The sequence below is a fragment of the Sphingomonas trueperi genome, assembly GCF_040545665.1.
Taxonomy (GTDB): domain Bacteria; phylum Pseudomonadota; class Alphaproteobacteria; order Sphingomonadales; family Sphingomonadaceae; genus Sphingomonas; species Sphingomonas trueperi_B.
The window spans coordinates 100,983-115,630 of the sequence record NZ_JBEPMH010000008.1 but is presented as its reverse complement, the minus strand read 5'-3'; the positions used below and the strand labels follow the sequence as shown (position 1 = coordinate 115,630).

10 protein-coding genes are annotated in these 14,648 nt (G+C 69.3%); 5 read left to right on the top strand and 5 right to left on the bottom strand.

The features are described from left to right. The first annotated feature begins 72 nt into the window (after positions 1 to 72). The 3 genes from ABIC65_RS20850 to ABIC65_RS20840 are packed head-to-tail and all read left to right on the top strand — an operon-like array spanning position 73 to position 5,209. Positions 73 to 2,445 (top strand): glycoside hydrolase family 127 protein, encoded by a 2,373-nt coding sequence (locus tag ABIC65_RS20850; protein WP_354311316.1) that lies wholly within the window; start codon positions 73 to 75, stop codon positions 2,443 to 2,445. Further along, positions 2,442 to 3,467, top strand: a complete 1,026-nt coding sequence (locus tag ABIC65_RS20845; protein ID WP_354311314.1) for an Ldh family oxidoreductase — start codon at positions 2,442 to 2,444, stop codon at positions 3,465 to 3,467. Before ABIC65_RS20850 ends, ABIC65_RS20845 begins: the two co-directional genes overlap by 4 nt. Then, the gene (locus ABIC65_RS20840; protein WP_354311313.1) at positions 3,464 to 5,209 is read left to right on the top strand and encodes a DUF885 domain-containing protein; all 1,746 of its coding nucleotides are present in this window, start codon (positions 3,464 to 3,466) and stop codon (positions 5,207 to 5,209) included. The genes ABIC65_RS20845 and ABIC65_RS20840 overlap by 4 nt, the downstream gene beginning before the upstream one ends. A 162-nt stretch (positions 5,210 to 5,371) precedes the next feature. On the opposite strand, the gene ABIC65_RS20835 is transcribed toward ABIC65_RS20840, so the two are convergent. The 3 genes from ABIC65_RS20835 to ABIC65_RS20825 form a co-directional block, all read right to left on the bottom strand. Then, positions 5,372 to 6,742, bottom strand: coding sequence for a DUF1501 domain-containing protein (locus tag ABIC65_RS20835; RefSeq protein WP_354311311.1), 1,371 nt, complete (start codon positions 6,740 to 6,742; stop codon positions 5,372 to 5,374). A gap of 11 nt (positions 6,743 to 6,753) precedes the next feature. Next, on the bottom strand, positions 6,754 to 8,445 hold the full coding sequence (locus tag ABIC65_RS20830; RefSeq protein WP_354311309.1) for a DUF1800 domain-containing protein: 1,692 nt from the start codon (positions 8,443 to 8,445) through the stop codon (positions 6,754 to 6,756). 91 nt (positions 8,446 to 8,536) lie between these two features. Continuing rightward, a complete protein-coding gene (locus ABIC65_RS20825) occupies positions 8,537 to 8,920 on the bottom strand; it encodes a TlpA family protein disulfide reductase (protein WP_354311308.1) in 384 nt (127 codons plus the stop codon). Positions 8,921 to 9,022: 102 nt separating this feature from the next. Here ABIC65_RS20825 and ABIC65_RS20820 point away from each other — a divergent pair, with 102 nt between their 5' ends. Then, positions 9,023 to 10,984, top strand: a complete 1,962-nt coding sequence (locus ABIC65_RS20820; RefSeq protein ID WP_354311306.1) for an energy transducer TonB — start codon at positions 9,023 to 9,025, stop codon at positions 10,982 to 10,984. Between the two features lie 21 nt (positions 10,985 to 11,005). Here the strand turns inward: ABIC65_RS20820 and ABIC65_RS20815 are convergent, their stop codons facing one another. Beyond that, the gene (locus tag ABIC65_RS20815) at positions 11,006 to 11,986 is read right to left on the bottom strand and encodes an SDR family oxidoreductase (RefSeq protein WP_354311304.1); all 981 of its coding nucleotides are present in this window, start codon (positions 11,984 to 11,986) and stop codon (positions 11,006 to 11,008) included. 90 nt (positions 11,987 to 12,076) lie between these two features. On the opposite strand from ABIC65_RS20815, the gene ABIC65_RS20810 reads away from it, so the two are divergent. Then, positions 12,077 to 13,171: a lactonase family protein gene (locus tag ABIC65_RS20810; RefSeq protein WP_354311303.1), complete on the top strand. Its 1,095-nt coding sequence runs from the start codon at positions 12,077 to 12,079 to the stop codon at positions 13,169 to 13,171. Here the strand turns inward: ABIC65_RS20810 and ABIC65_RS20805 are convergent. Continuing rightward, positions 13,142 to 14,638: a DUF4403 family protein gene (locus ABIC65_RS20805; RefSeq protein ID WP_354311302.1), complete on the bottom strand. Its 1,497-nt coding sequence runs from the start codon at positions 14,636 to 14,638 to the stop codon at positions 13,142 to 13,144. The two genes, ABIC65_RS20810 and ABIC65_RS20805, sit on opposite strands and share 30 nt — an antisense overlap. Positions 14,639 to 14,648 lie beyond the last annotated feature (10 nt).

Here is a 14,648-nt window from a genome sequence, read left to right as displayed (position 1 = left end):
CCGTAGCGCTAAGCGCTTGACCCGCTGACCATGCCTCCGTAGATCGTATACGATTACTGAGGGGAACGAGCGATGCGGCGTACGCGACGGGAAATGCTGGCAGGTGCCGGAAGCGCCTTGCTCGTGGCGGGCGCAGGTGCCGCCCCAGCTGTTGCGCGCGCGGCGGAGGCGGCCGCGCTACCGCAGAAACTCGACCCGCTGCCGCTTACCGCGATCAAGCTGGCACCCTCCGACTATGCCACGGCGGTGCAGGTCAACCAGCGCTATCTGCTCCGGCTCGATCCCGATCGCCTGCTCCACAATTTCCGCCTCTATGCCGGGCTGCAGCCCAAGGGCGCACTCTATGGCGGATGGGAGAGCGACACGATCGCCGGCCATACGCTCGGCCATTATCTCTCGGCGCTGGTGCTCAGCTGGCAGCAGACCGGCGAACCCGAACTCCGCCGCCGCGCCGACTATATCGTCGCCGAGCTGGCCGAGGCGCAGGCGAAACGCGGCACCGGCTATGTCGGCGCGCTCGGGCGCAAGCGCGACGGCAAGATCAGCGACGGCGAAGTGATCTTCCAGGAGATCATGCGCGGCGAGATCAAGTCGGGCGGGTTCGATCTCAACGGCTCCTGGTCGCCGCTCTACACGGTGCACAAGCTGTTCGCCGGGTTGCTCGACGTCCATGCCGGCTGGAACAATGCCCAGGCGCTGCAGGTAACGCTCGGGCTGGCCGGCTATTTCGAGAAGGTGTTCGCAGCACTGAACGACGCGCAGATGCATCAGATGCTGGGCTGCGAATATGGTGGGCTCAACGAGAGTTTCGCCGAGCTCTATGCCCGCACCCGCGACGCGCGCTGGATGGTGGTGGCCAAGCGGCTCTACGACGATCGCGTGCTCGATCCGCTCAAGGCGGGCGAGGACAAGCTCGCCAATTTCCACGCCAACACCCAGGTGCCCAAGCTGATCGGGCTGGCGCGCATCCACGAGCTGACCGGCGATGCGGGGGATGCCAAGGCCGCGCGCTTCTTCTGGGAACGGGTGACGCAGCATCACAGCTACGTCATCGGCGGCAATGCCGATCGCGAATATTTCGCGGCACCCGACAGCATCGCCCAGCACATCACCGAGCAGACCTGCGAGCATTGCAACACCTACAACATGCTCAAGCTGACCAGCCATCTCTATGCCTGGCAGCCCGACGGCGCGCTGTTCGACTTCTACGAGCGCGCGCACCTCAACCACGTGATGGCGCAGCAGGACCCGAAGACCGGCGGCTTCACGTACATGACCCCGCTGATGAGCGGCACCAAGCGCGAGTTCGCCGGGCCCGAGGCCGAGGAATTCTGGTGCTGTGTCGGCTCGGGAATGGAGAGCCATGCCAAGCATGGCGAGGCGGCGTTCTGGCAGGGCGAAGGCGCCTTCCTGGTCAACCTCTACATCCCCGCGACGATCGACTGGAAGGCGAAGGGCGCGCAGTTCGTGCTCGATACCGCCTATCCGTTCGAGGGAACCGCGACGCTGAAGCTCGCACGGCTGGCGCGGGCCGGGCGCTTCACCGTGGCGCTGCGCGTGCCGGGCTGGGCGGCGGGCAAGGCGATCGTCACCGTAAACGGCGCGCCCGCCGGTGCCCGGTTCGAGCGCGGCTATGCGCTGGTGTCGCGCAGCTGGAAGGCGGGCGACACGCTGGCGATCACGCTGCCGATGGACCTGCGCCTCGAAGCCACGCCGGGCGACGACAGCGTCGTCGCGGTGCTGCGCGGCCCGATCGTGCTGGCGGGCGACCTTGGCGCCGCGGCGACGCCGTGGACGGGTGCCGATCCGGCGCTGGTCGGGCAGGACCTACTCGCGAGCTTCGCGCCGACCGCCGAGTCGGCGATCTTCCAGACGCGCGGCGTGGTGCGTCCCGGCGACCTGCGCTTCGTGCCCTTCTATCGCCAATATGATCGCCGCAGCGCGGTCTATTTCAAGCGCTTCAGCGAGGCGCAGTGGAAGGACGAGGAAGCCGCCTTCCTCGCCGAACAGGCGCGACTGAAGGACGTCGCCGCCCGCTCGGTCGACGTGATGCATCTCGGCGAGATGCAGCCCGAGCGCGACCATGACCTGCGCACCGAGGGCGCGTCGTATCCGGTCGCCTATCGCGGGCGACAGGGGCGCGACGCGCGTACCGGCAGCTGGTTCGACTTCACGATGAAGGTGAAGGACGGCCCGCTGCTCCTCCAGGCGACCTATTGGGGCGGCGAGCGCGATCGCGACTTCGATATCCTCGTCGACGGCCAGAAGATCGCGACCCAGCACCTCGGCGAGAAGGATGCGCCGGGCAAGTTCTTCGACGTTACCTACAAGCTCCCCGAGGCGCTGACCAAGGGCAAGAAGAGCGTCCGCGTCCGCTTCGTGCCGCACGACGGCAACACCGCCGGCCCCGTGTTCGGCGTCGTGCTGCTCACCGCCAAGCCGTGAGCGACGTCGCGCTGACGCTGGACGAGGTGCGCGCGCTCGCCCGCCGGGTGTTGCGCGCCGCGGGCCTCGCCGAGGATCATGCCGCTGCGGTCGCCGAGACGATGGTCGCGGGCGAGCGCGACGGCTGCGCCTCGCACGGCATCTACCGGCTGCTCGTCGCGGCCAACACCATCGCCAAGGGCAAGGTGGTGCGCGATGCGGTGCCGCTGCTCTCCGAGCCTGCCCGGGCGCTGGCGCGGGTCGACGGCGGGGGCGGGTTCGCGCAGCTGGCGTTCGCGGTCGGCAAGCCCGCGCTGATCGCCAAGGCGCGCGCCTTTGGCATCGCCGCACTGGCGCTCAACAATGTCGTCCATTTCGCCGCGCTCTGGCCCGAGGTGGAGGCGCTGGCCGAAGAGGGACTTGTCGCGCTGGCGTTCACCCCCAGCCATGCCTGGGTCGCCCCTGCCGGCGGCACGCGCCCGGTATTCGGCACCAACCCCATCGCGTTCGGCTGGCCGCGCCCGGCGCCCGCGCCGCCCTTCGTCTTCGACTTTGCCACCAGCATGGTCGCGCGCGGCGAGATTGAGCTCCATCGCCGCGCCGGCAAGGCCGTGCCCGAGGATTGGGGCATCGACGCCGAGGGCCGCCCGACCAGCGATCCCGCCGCGATCCTCGACGGGGCGATGCGCACCTTCGGCGGACACAAGGGATCGGCGCTGGCGGCGATGGTCGAGCTCGTTGCCGGGCCGCTGATCGGCGACCTGACCAGCGCGGAATCGATCGCCGCGGACGGTGGCGCCGGGGCCTCCCCGCTCGGCGGCGAGCTGATCGTCGCGATCGATCCGGCGGGTTTCCTGGGCGATGCGGTGCTCGAGCATCTCGCCCGCGCCGAGACGATGTTCGACAGTATCGCGGCGCAAGGCGCGCGGCTGCCCTCGTCGCGCCGCTATGCCGCCCGCACCCGCAGCCTTGCCGAGGGGGTACGCATCCCCGACAAGCTCTATGCCGACATTCTAGCGCTGGAAGCGAGCCTTACGTCATGAAGCCCATCCTCCTCCTCACCGCCGCCCTGCTCGCTACCGCTGCCGTACCCGCGCCCAAGCCGGTCGGCGCCGATGCCCGGCTCAAGGCGCTGATCGACAGCGAGTACAAATGGCGGGTCGACCAGCAGGGCCCGGGCGAGGACAGTCCGGCGGCAAAGGGGGGCCTGCCCGATGTCGGCCCGGCGGCGCAGGCGGCGCGGCTGGCGCGCTGGACCGCGACCGCGCAGGCGCTCGCCGCGATCGATCCGGCGAAGCTCAGCGCCAAGGGGCGGATCGACTATCTGGTCTACAAGGGGCAGATCGACGCACTGCTCGCCGCCCAGCGCTTTCGCGACTATGAGAAGCCGCTCAACTCGGACAGCAGCTTCTGGAGCGACATCGCCGGTTCGGCGCGCGATGCCTTCGTCCGCGAGGACCAGTACCGCGCCTACATCAAGACGCTGCGCGACATGCCGCGCTATTTCGACCAGAACATCGCCAACATGCGCGCCGGCCTCGCGCGCGGCTTCACCCCGCCCAAGGTGACGCTGACCGGCCGCGACATCGGCGTGGCGCAGGTGGTCGACGCGCCGTTCGAAGAGAATCTATTCTACACGCCGTTTAAGAAGTTTCCGGGTGCCATCCCCGCGGCGGTACAGGCCGAACTGCGCCGCGAAGGTGCCGCGGCGATCCGCGAGGCGGTGGTGCCCGCGCACCAGAAGCTGCTCACCTTCCTCCGCACCGAGTACATCCCCGGCGCCCGCACCGAGCTGGCGGCGACGACGCTACCCGACGGTCAGGCCTATTACCGCTCGAAGATCCGCGAATATGTGACGCGCGACATGACGGCCGAGCAGGTCCACGCCGTCGGCCTGCGCGAAGTGGCCAAGATCCGCGCCGAGATGATGACGGTGAAAGCCGAGGCCAAGTTCAATGGCGACCTGCCGGCCTTCCTGAACTTCCTGCGCACCGATCCGCAATTCTACGCCAAGACCCCACGCGAGCTGCTCTACCACGCCGCCTGGGCGGCCAAGCAGTTCGACGGCAAGGCCGGGCAATATTTCGGTCACCTGCCGCGCCGCCGCTTCGCGATCATTCCGGTACCCGACGATCTCGCGCCCTTCTACACCGGCGGCCGCGGGGGCCCGGGCGTCTATCTGGTCAACACCTATGATCTCAAGTCGCGGCCCTTCTACCAGCTCACCGCGTTGACCCTGCACGAAAGCGCGCCGGGCCACGCCTTCCAGATGCCGCTGGCCAACGAGAACAAGGCGCTGCCGCCCTTCCGCCGCGACACGTACCTGTCGGCCTATGGCGAGGGCTGGGCGCTCTATTCGGAGAAGCTCGGCGTCGAGATGGGGATGTACGAGACGCCGTTCGACCAGTTCGGCATGCTCAGCTACCAGATGTGGCGCGCCGCGCGGCTGGTGGTCGATACCGGCATCCACGCGATGGGCTGGACCCGCGAACAGGCCCAGGCGTTCCTGCGCGACAACACCGCGCTCAGCAACCACGAGATCGAGACCGAGGTGGATCGCTACATCGCCTGGCCGGGCCAGGCGCTGAGCTATTATATGGGCGAGTTGGCCTTTCTTGATGCGCGCGCGCGGGCGGAAAAGGCGCTGGGCCCGAAGTTCAACATCCGCGCCTGGCACGATGCGATGCTGCAGCTCGGATCGGTGCCGCTGACCGTGATCGACCAGCGCACCGACCAGTTCATCCAGGAAGGCGGCAAGGGCCCCTACCCGGACGAGGAGCGGTAACGCGCGTTCTGCGCAGAGCCACTGCCCCCCGCGTCATCCCGGCGAAAGCCGGGATCCATTGGGGTCACCTGCGAGGCTTTTGCCACGACGTAGAGGCGAATGGATCCCGGCTTCCGCCGGGATGACGGACGTTGGCGGGCGTTGTGCGCCTCCCTCCGTGCTTCAGGGCTTGAACAGCGCCAGCGGCCCGCGCCCGGCGCTGCTCCAGGTCGACCAGTTGGGGAAGACATAGGGCAGGTCGGCATCGGCGACGCCGTGCCAGCGGGCGATCGCGCCGAGATATTCCTCCTGCGCCACGCCGGGCACGAAGCGGCCTTCCTTGGTGATGTCGTCCGCGCCGCCCAGCACCGGATCGGGATAGCTGCCGAGCACCGCGCCGGGCGCGACGTCGCCGCCCATCACCAGATGGTTGCTGCCCCAGGCATGGTCGGTGCCGCCCTGGCCGTTGCCTAGATAGGTGCGGCCGAAGTCGCTCATCGTGAAGCTGGTGACGTTGCCCGCCAGTCCCAGCGAGCCCATCGCCTTGTGGAAGCCCGCCATGGCCATGGCGAGGTCGCCGAGCAGCCCGGCATGGAGGCCGGCGGCGGTATTGCCGGTCTGCACCTGGCCGGCATGGGTGTCGAACCCGCCCTGGCTGACGAGGAAATTCTGCCGCGTATGGCCCAGCGTGCCGCGCGCCGCGATCATCCGCGCGACCACCATCAGCTGCCGCGCGACATCGCTGGTCAGCGCGGCGCCGGTCGTCGGGTTGACGAAGTAGGCGTCGGTCGGCGCGGTGCCGACGAGGATGCCGTTCGCCGTCGCCGCCTGGTCATAGTTGCGTGTCAGCGTCTGGGCGACGCCGTCGAGGATCGCGCTGCCGTCGCCATTGCTGCCCAGCGCGGTGATCGCGCTGTTCTTGGCGCTGCTGCCGGCGGTGAAGCCGCTGCGGCCGGGCAGACCGCCGGTGCTCGGCAGGATCAGCGGGGTGGTCTGGCGGCCGAGCACCGCGACGGTCGAGCCCGCCACCGACATGACCGGCGGCAGCGAGCCCGCCGGCATCTTGTCGGCAATGCGGCCGAGGAAGCCGTCGCGGCTGGTCTCCTTCGCGCGCAGCCCCTGCCAATGGTCCTGCTCGTCGGCATGGCTCATCAGGTTGGCGGGGCGGAGGTCGGTGCGCGACTGGTAGGTCGCCTTGGTCAGCGGCGCGAACAGCGTACCGGCGTTGAGCACCAGCCCCAGCGAGCCTTCGTCCCACACCGGCCGCAGCGCGGCCATGGCGGGGTGGAGCGCATAGGCGCTGTTGGTCAGCGGGGTCAGCGCGGAACGCGCGATGCCGACGCTGCCGCGCGACGCCAGATAGGTGCTGTGCCGGGCATCGGTGGGGATCACCATGTTCCAGCCGTCATTGCCGCCGAACAGGAAGATGCCGACCATGGCGCGGTAGCTGCCGGTGGGCGCGGCGATGGCGGCGGTGCGGCCGAACTGGCCGAGTGCTGCGAGCGCGCCGGTGCCGGCAGTGAGGCGAACGAAATCGCGACGGGAAAGCGTCATCGGGAAATTCCTCAGCGATCGACCAGGAACATCGGGCTGGTGGCCGCGATGTAGAGCATCATCTGTGCCCGCTTGCGGGCCTGCAGCTTGGGATCGGCATTGGTGATCGCCGTGCCCGCCGCCTTCAGCGCGTCGCGCTGGGTCTTGCTCAGGCCTTTGGCGAACAGCAGCAGGTCGATGCGGTCCGCGATCGCGTCGACATTGTCGCCAAGCGCTTCCCAATCGGCCCAGACCGGGGCGGTGCCCGAGGTGCCGGCAATCGTCGTCACCGCGGCATATTCGCTGCGGCCGGCGTCGCCGCTCACCGTCCAGTCATAGACCAGATTGTGCAGCCGCAGCTGGTTGGCGCTGGTCAGCAGCTTCGAGGCAGGGCTGCGCAGCGTCGCGCTGCCGGGCAGCGGGAAGTCGTCCGGGTAGAAGTTGAACACCGAGGGCGCGCGCATCACCGGCTGGCCGAAAGTGCCGTCGCGAACCTGGAAGACATAGCCGTCGGTGGTGAAGCCGATCGCGCGGGCGAGGCTGGTCATCGCCAGTACCGGCTCCTTGAGCTTGCCCGGCGTGGAGAGCTGCGGCCCGCGTGCCTCGGCATCGGTCAGGATCGCGCGGACCACGGCCTTCAGGTCCCCGCGCACGCCGCTGCCGTTGTTGGCGAACACCGCCGCAATCCGGCCGATATAGGCAGGCGAGGGGTTGGGCGTGACGAGATGGGTGATCAGGTGCCGCGCCACGAAGGGCGGCGTAGAGGCGTTGTTGAACGCGGCGTCGACCACCGCCGTCACGCTAGCCTGCTGCGAGGCACCTGCGGGCACGACCGTGCCGAGGAAGCGCTTCTCCGCGCTGTCATAGCGGGCGGGCGCCGGGATCATCGGCTGGGCATAGGCGACCGCCTGGCCGTCGTTTGCCGCGGCGCTGCCGACCCTGGCATAGGTCCAGCCGGTCAGCGCGCGGGCGATGTCGCGGATATCGTCGGCGGTGTAGTTGGGGATCGGCCCGCCGCTCGCGTCGCGCTGGATGCTGCCGTCCATGTCCAGCCGGTCCGGCCCCATGGTGAACAGCTGGAGGAACTCGCGGGCGTAATTCTCGGACGGCGTGCCCTTGCGGCTGTCCGCCATGTCGAGATAGTCGCCCATATAGGCGTTGAGCGTCACCCCGAGCAGCAGGTCGCGATAATTGCCGAAGGCGCCAGTGAGGAACAGCTGGTTGAAGGCGGCGATGCCTGCGGTCGAGCGCACGCCCGCTTCCGAGGCGACGATCATCTGCGAGAGCGCGAAGGCGACGCGCTGACGCAGCTGGTCCGGCGCGGTGATCGCATCGGCATAGAAGCGCATCGCCACCGGCGTGCGGGTGAAGCGCTGGGTCGAGCAGGCGGTGTCGCCCGAGGCGCAGGAATCGGCGCGGACGTCGACCGCGAGGTCGCTATAGGTACTGCCGGTCGCGGCAAACTGCTCGTCGAGCCAGGCGTTGATGCCGAGCGCGCGGATGCGATCGACCAGCGCGACTGTCGGGCCGAAGCTTGCCTGCTGGGCAAGGCGCACCGAATCGTCGAGCGCGGTGGACACCACCGGCGCCGGTGCCGGGCTGGGCGGGGCGGAGACCAGTCCGCCGGAAGAACCGCCGCTGCCACCGCCGCCGTCGCAGGCGGCCAGCATGGCCATCGCCATGGCGGCACCTGCCGCCATGGCTCGTTTCGTTACGCTTGACACGCCCCCCGCTCCTTCGATCGCGCACTGGGAATGTCTTGGTTATTAAGGAGATAAGGTTAATCGCCGGCTCGCGATTATGGTTAACCGGAGGTTAGCGACGGCAGGCGGCGACGATCGCTGCGGCGCTCCTGGCGTCGAGCGCTTCGGCGTGGGCGGCGCAGATCTGCGCATCGCGATCGAGGGCGAGGCTGAACGGCAGCCCCGCGCTGCGACGGGCCACTTCGGCCGTCAGGCGGCGCTGGGTGCCGCGATCGGGCTGCCAGCGTTGCGCAAGCGGCACCCGCTCCAGCATCGCGCGGGTGGCGCGGCTGTCGTCGAACGGCACCACCAGCACGCGAAAGGGTTGCGCCCCGCGGCCGATCGCGTCGAGTCGGGCCAGCTCGCCATGACAAGGCGCACACCAGGAAGCGACGAACAGCAAAATGCTTTCGGGCGGTCCGAACGGCACCGGCGCGGCGCCGAATAGAAGCGGCAAGCATGCGATCCTGCCAAGTTGCCGGATCAATACACGCATCTTGCTCGACAATCCCGCCGCATCATGATTGGAATACAACACCTATGGGGGAGGGGTAGCATAATGGCTTCGGTGATTCTCGCGCTTTTGCTGGTTGGCGGGCAGCAGGCAGCACCACAACCATCCAGTGCCGCGCCGACACTGCAGCAACTGTTCGACCAGGCGACCAAGGCGGGCGCCGAAGGCCAGTGCGCGGACGCGGTGAAGACGTTCGAGGAGATCGAGAAGAACGCCAAGGCGATGGCCAACCCCACCGTCCGCGCGGCGGTGGACGTCCGCAAGGGCTATTGCCTGGCACAGCTCGAGCGCGCCGAGGAAGGCGAGGCGGCAATCCGTCGCGGCCTGCCGGTGCTCGCCACCAAGGGCGCCGGGTTTGCCGAAGAGGTGCGCCAGGCGCATCTCGCGCTCGGCCAGGTGGCGATGCTGCGCTTCGACTATGGCGGCGCGGCCGCCGAATACCGGCTGGCGCGGGATTCGTCCGCAGGTGCCGACCGGATCAGGCCGCTGATGGCGCTCAGCCAGGTGACGATGTTCGACCAGGACGGCGAGGCGCTGCGCTACGCGAGCGAGGCGCGCAGTATCGCGCTGGCCGATGCGAGTTTCGATAAAAAGGCGCGGGCGTCGGTGCAGACCCAATATGCTCGTGCGCTGCTAAACGCCGGCCGGGCGCCCGAAGCCTATGCCGAGCTCAAGGACAGCCTGCGCAAGCAGGGCGGGCTGACGATGAAGGTCGGCGTCTCCGACCTGGCGACGCGTTCGGACCTGGCGATCGCCGCCTGGCTCAATCGGGACGCGGAATCGGCGCGCAACTATCTCGCCTATACCGGTGCGGGGCGCTTCGAGAAGTCGCCCTTCGAACGCGCCCGCGACATGACGCTGCCCGCCTGCGGCCCGGAAACCGGGCTCAAGCCCGACGACATGGCGATCATCCAATTCTCGCTCGCCGAGGACGGGCATGTCGCCGGCGTGCTGCCGATCTATGCGCCGGCGGGTCGCACCGCGGCGATCGCCTTTGCCCGCGAAGTGAGCGGCTGGTCCTGGGCGCCCGAAGAAGCGCGGGCCATACCGCTGCTGTTCCGCCTGACCACCCGCATCGAGATGCGCTGCACCAATGCCGGCGAGCGGCCCGACCTGACCCAGCCGCTCGCCGCCGCCGCCGAGGAATGGCTGGAGAGCAAGGGCGTCGCGGATGCCGGCTGGAAGACGCTGCCCGATGCCAAGGCGGCACCGCTCGAGCGCGCCGCGCTCGCCGCTGCCAGGGCGAAGGACGATCGTCCCGGCATGACCGCGGCAGCGCTCGCCTTGGTCGAGAACAGCGTGGTGCCCGAAGCCGAGCGGAAGACGCTGGCGGTCGAGGCCGCCGCATGGGGCGAGGCGCTGGGCGCACCGCCTGCGGCACGCGCCTATCTGGAACTGCAGAAGAGCGACCTGGCGGCCGGCCATCGCGGGCGCACGGCGGGGCGGCGCGCCCTGCTGGCACGGCCCGAATTCCAGAACGATCCCCTGGCCGCGGCGACGCTGCGCCTGCTGATCTCCATGCCCGGTTTCCGCACGTCGGCGCCGTCCGATGCCGACGCGCTGCTCGCAGCGGTGGTCGCGGCGCCCGGCTTGCCCGAACGCCACCCGCTCAAGGTGGCCGCGCAGCTCCAGCGCGCGAACCTCGCGGCGAAGAACGGGGATCTCGCCGCCGCCCAGCATGCCTTCGAGCAGACCGGCCTCACCAGTCGCCAATGTGCGCTGCTGGGGCTCAAGCCCGCGGTCCGCAGCACCGGCGACCTCAGCAATGCCTTCCCCGATACGGCCCAGCGCCTCGGCTTCGAAGGCTGGGTACGCACCGAGTTCGACGTCGCCACCGACGGCAAGACGATCGCCCCGCGGGTGGTGAGTTCCTACCCTGCCTTCGTGTTCGACGCCGCCGCCAGCAACATGGCGAAAGGCCTGCGCTACACCAGCAGCTACCGGCCGGAAGACGGCGTTGCCTGCGCCGCGCAGGATGCGCCGATCATCTTCCGCTTGAACCACTGAGGATCCGCACGGCCCGGCGGCTCACACCGCGCCGGTGCCGCCGTTCGCGCCGAACACGCTGCCGTCGGTATAGCTGAACTCGTTCGAGGCGAGCGCGACGTAGAGCGGCGCAAGCTCGGCCGGCTGGCCCGCGCGGCCGAGCGGCGTGTCCTGACCGAACTTGCCCATCTCGCCCGGCAGCTGGCCGCCGGCGACCTGCAGCGGGGTCCAGATCGGCCCCGGCGCGACGGCGTTCACGCGGATGCCCTTCTTGGCCATCTGCTTGGCCAGCGCCTTGGTGAAGATCGCGATGCCGCCCTTGGTGGTGGCATAGTCGAGCAGCTCCTTTTCGGGCGCGAAGCTGTTGACCGAGGCGGTGTTGATGATTGCCGAACCCGGCTGCATCAGCGGCAGCGCGGTCTTGGTGATCCAGAACATCGCGTAGAGATTGGTCTTCATCGTCCGGTCGAACTGCTCGAAGCTGATCTCGTCGATCGACGCCTTCGACTGCTGATAGGCGGCGTTGTTGACCAGGATGTCGAGCCCGCCGAGCTGGCGGTGGGCGCGGCCGACGAGATCGACGCAAAAGCCCTGGTCGGTGAGGTCGCCCGGCAGCAGCACCACCTTGCGGCCCTCGGCGCGGAGCAGCTTGGCGACGTCCTGCGCGTCCGGCTCCTCGGTGGGGAAATAGTTGATCGCGACGTCGGCGCCCTCCCGTGCAAAGGCGATCGCGGCGGCGCGGCCGATGCCGGAATCGCCACCGGTGACCAGCGCCTTGCGCCCCGCGAGCTTGCCCGATCCGCGATAGCTGCGCTCGCCGCAATCTGGCACCGGGTGCATCTCGCGCTGGAGCGCCGGCCATTTCTGGCGCTGCTCGGGGAAGGGCCTGTCGGTATATTTGGTCTGCGGATCGGGGGCCGGTCCGCCGTTCGCGGCTTGCGCGAAGGCCGGTCCGGCGGCAGTAGCGGCACCGGCGGCAGCGGCACCTTTCAGAAGATCGCGGCGGCTTGGGTCTTCGGTCATGACGCAGCTCCCTGTTGCATCGGGTTCAGCGCGCAAGACCGGCGAAGGTTCAGCGTTGACGGCAAAGAAACCGAAAGGCTTCAATAGGATATGACTATCTCCGCATTTCCGCTGACGCGCCGTGCGCTGGTCGGCGCCACAATGGCGCTCGGCGCCTGCCCGACCGCGCTGCTCGCCCGCACCAGCGGCGGGCTGATCGCCGGCACCTATGTCAACGAGGGCGGGCCCGGACTGATGCCGCTGACGCACGGCGCGCAAGGCTGGCAGCTCGGCGCCCCGGTGGCGGCGATCCGCAACGCCTCGTTCGGCGTCCGCTCGGCCACCACGGGCATGCGCTACCTGCTCGACGAGCAGACCCAGGGCGCGGTCGGCGTGTACACGGCCGGTCTCGCCAAGCTGGGCACCGCCTCGACGCTAGGCGCTGACCCGTGCCACGCCGCGCTTTCCGCCGATGGCCGCCACCTTGCCGTCGCCAATTATTCGAGCGGCAGCGTCGCGCTGTTCGATCTCGACCGCACCGGCCGCCTAGCGGGCGACGCGCGCCGCATCCAGCATGAGGGCAGCGGCCCCAATCGCGAGCGGCAGGCCGGCCCGCACGCGCATTGGGTGGGCTTCTCTGGCGCCAATCAGCTGCACTCGGTCGATCTCGGTGCCGACGCGGTGTTCCTGCACCGGCTGGGCGCGGGCGGCGCGGTCGACACCAGCATCGCCTATCGCACCGAAGCGGGTGCGGGTCCGCGCCATATCGCCCGCCATCCGAAGCTGCCGATCGCCTATCTCGTTACCGAGCTGGCCAACACGGTGACGGTGCTGCGCGCTCTCCCCGATGGCCGCTTCACCGCGCTGGCGACGCTGTCGACGCTGCCCAAGGGCTTCACGGGCGCCTCGGCCGCCGCGCACATCGCGGTGAACGCCGCCGGCACGCGGCTGTACATTTCCAATCGCGGGCATGACAGCATCGCGGTGTTCGCGATCCAGCGCGACGGCGGGCTGACCCCGCTCCAGCACGCGGGCAGCGGCGGGCATTGGCCGCGGCTTTTCCTGCTCCGCGAAGGCGAGCGCGAGATGCTCGTCGCCAACGAGCGTTCGGGCAATATCGCCCGGCTGGCGATCGGCGCGGACGGGAAACTCGGCACCGCTGCCAAGGGTGTGGCCTTACCGGGCGTGGTGTTCCTCTCCGCCTGAGCCGGGGCTGGCGAGGCGCACGGTTGCCGTGCCCTCGGCCCAGACCGGCAGGTACAGCCCCCGTCCCGAGGCCTGCAGCGTGCCGGTGCGGGTGCGCTCCAGCCTGGCATCGATGCGCAGGACGCCTTCGCGCCGGCTGGAGATCGCGCGGCTGACCTTGCCGAGCAGCTCGCCATAATCGCGCTCGAAATTCTGGCTGAGCGCGGCGGCGATGAAGCTGCTCATGCCGGGCGCGTTCATCAGCTGTAGGATCAGGTCGCCGCCGGTCATGTCGGTGGTGCCGCTGACGCCGAGATTCTGGAAGTCGACCTTGCGCGAATTGGGCAGGTTGACCGGCGTGGCGGTCAGCCACACGGTGCCGCGCGTCCGGCCGATCTTCCCGCCCACGTCTTCCGCCGCGAACAACAGGCCCACCGCCATCTGCCCGCCCTTGGTACCGTAGATCGTCGCCTTCTCGAACTGCGCGCGCACCGGGCCGACGCCGGGCACGTCGAAGGGCCGCGCCTGGCGCTTGACCAGCGCCTTCATCAGCACCGGCTCCAGCTCGCGATAATCGGCGATCACCGGCAGGAACAGCGAGACCTTGCCGATCGACCCCTGCAGCGGCTGCATCGGCGGCAGCGGCGTGGGGGCGGGATCCGCAGGCTTCTGGCCGACGAAGGTCTCCGTGATCGCCTCCATGCCGAGCCGCAGCTCGAGCCGCCGTCCGGTGATGGCATAGCCGCCATAGCGCAGCTGCTTGGGCGTCACCCGCATCCATACCGGCGGATTCTCGCGGTTCAGAGACAGCGTGGTGAAGGCCGAGCGCCAGGCATCGTCGATCTTCTGGCGCACGCCGAGCTTCTGCAGCTCGCCCGGCAGTTCGCGCTCCAGCTTGGCGATCACCGGCGCCAGCTTCTGGTCGGCCTTGTCGGTGAACTCGATCCGCTGGCCGAGGATGTCGACATGAGGGACGTTGGCCCAGTCATAGTCGATGTCGATCTTGCCGCGCGGGTTCCAGTCGGGGCCGAGCGACAGCGTGATCACCGCGTGCGCCATCGCATCTGCCGTCGCGGTTTCGCGCTTGAGCACGCCGCCGATGTCTTCGGCGCGGACCACGGCGTGGAGCGGCATCGCCAGCCGGATCACCTGGCCCTGGCCGCCGATCGTCATCCGCCCGCGCGTCACCTCGCCGACGATGCGGCACTTGATCGTCGGCGTCTTCACCTTGGCGATGCCGAGATCGAGCTTCTTGGGGCGCACGCAGGGCTGGTCGGGCTTGTCGATCGCCCAGAGCTGCCGCGGCACCGCCCGCTCCAGCGTGGCGGCGAGGTCGTCGAGATTGGCCTCCAGCGGCAAAGTGAGGGTGGAGAGTTCGGGCTTTACCTCGATCCGGTCCTTGGCGTGGGGCGGCGCGCCGCCGCCGCGATTGCCGGAACAACCGGCCAGCGCGAGCAGCAGCAGCGCCGAATAAACCTGCCCGCGCATCCGCTTCCCC

Excerpts from the sequence above, each read along its gene's own strand:
- ABIC65_RS20850 (WP_354311316.1), top strand. The coding sequence starts at position 73 with ATGCGGCGTACGCGACGGGAAATGCTGGCAGGTGCCGGAAGCGCCTTG.
- ABIC65_RS20840 (WP_354311313.1), top strand. The coding sequence starts at position 3,464 with ATGAAGCCCATCCTCCTCCTCACCGCCGCCCTGCTCGCTACCGCTGCC.
- ABIC65_RS20835 (WP_354311311.1), bottom strand. The coding sequence starts at position 6,742 with ATGACGCTTTCCCGTCGCGATTTCGTTCGCCTCACTGCCGGCACCGGC.
- ABIC65_RS20820 (WP_354311306.1), top strand. The coding sequence starts at position 9,023 with ATGGCTTCGGTGATTCTCGCGCTTTTGCTGGTTGGCGGGCAGCAGGCA.
- ABIC65_RS20815 (WP_354311304.1), bottom strand. The coding sequence starts at position 11,986 with ATGACCGAAGACCCAAGCCGCCGCGATCTTCTGAAAGGTGCCGCTGCC.
- ABIC65_RS20810 (WP_354311303.1), top strand. The coding sequence starts at position 12,077 with ATGACTATCTCCGCATTTCCGCTGACGCGCCGTGCGCTGGTCGGCGCC.
- ABIC65_RS20805 (WP_354311302.1), bottom strand. The coding sequence starts at position 14,638 with ATGCGCGGGCAGGTTTATTCGGCGCTGCTGCTGCTCGCGCTGGCCGGT.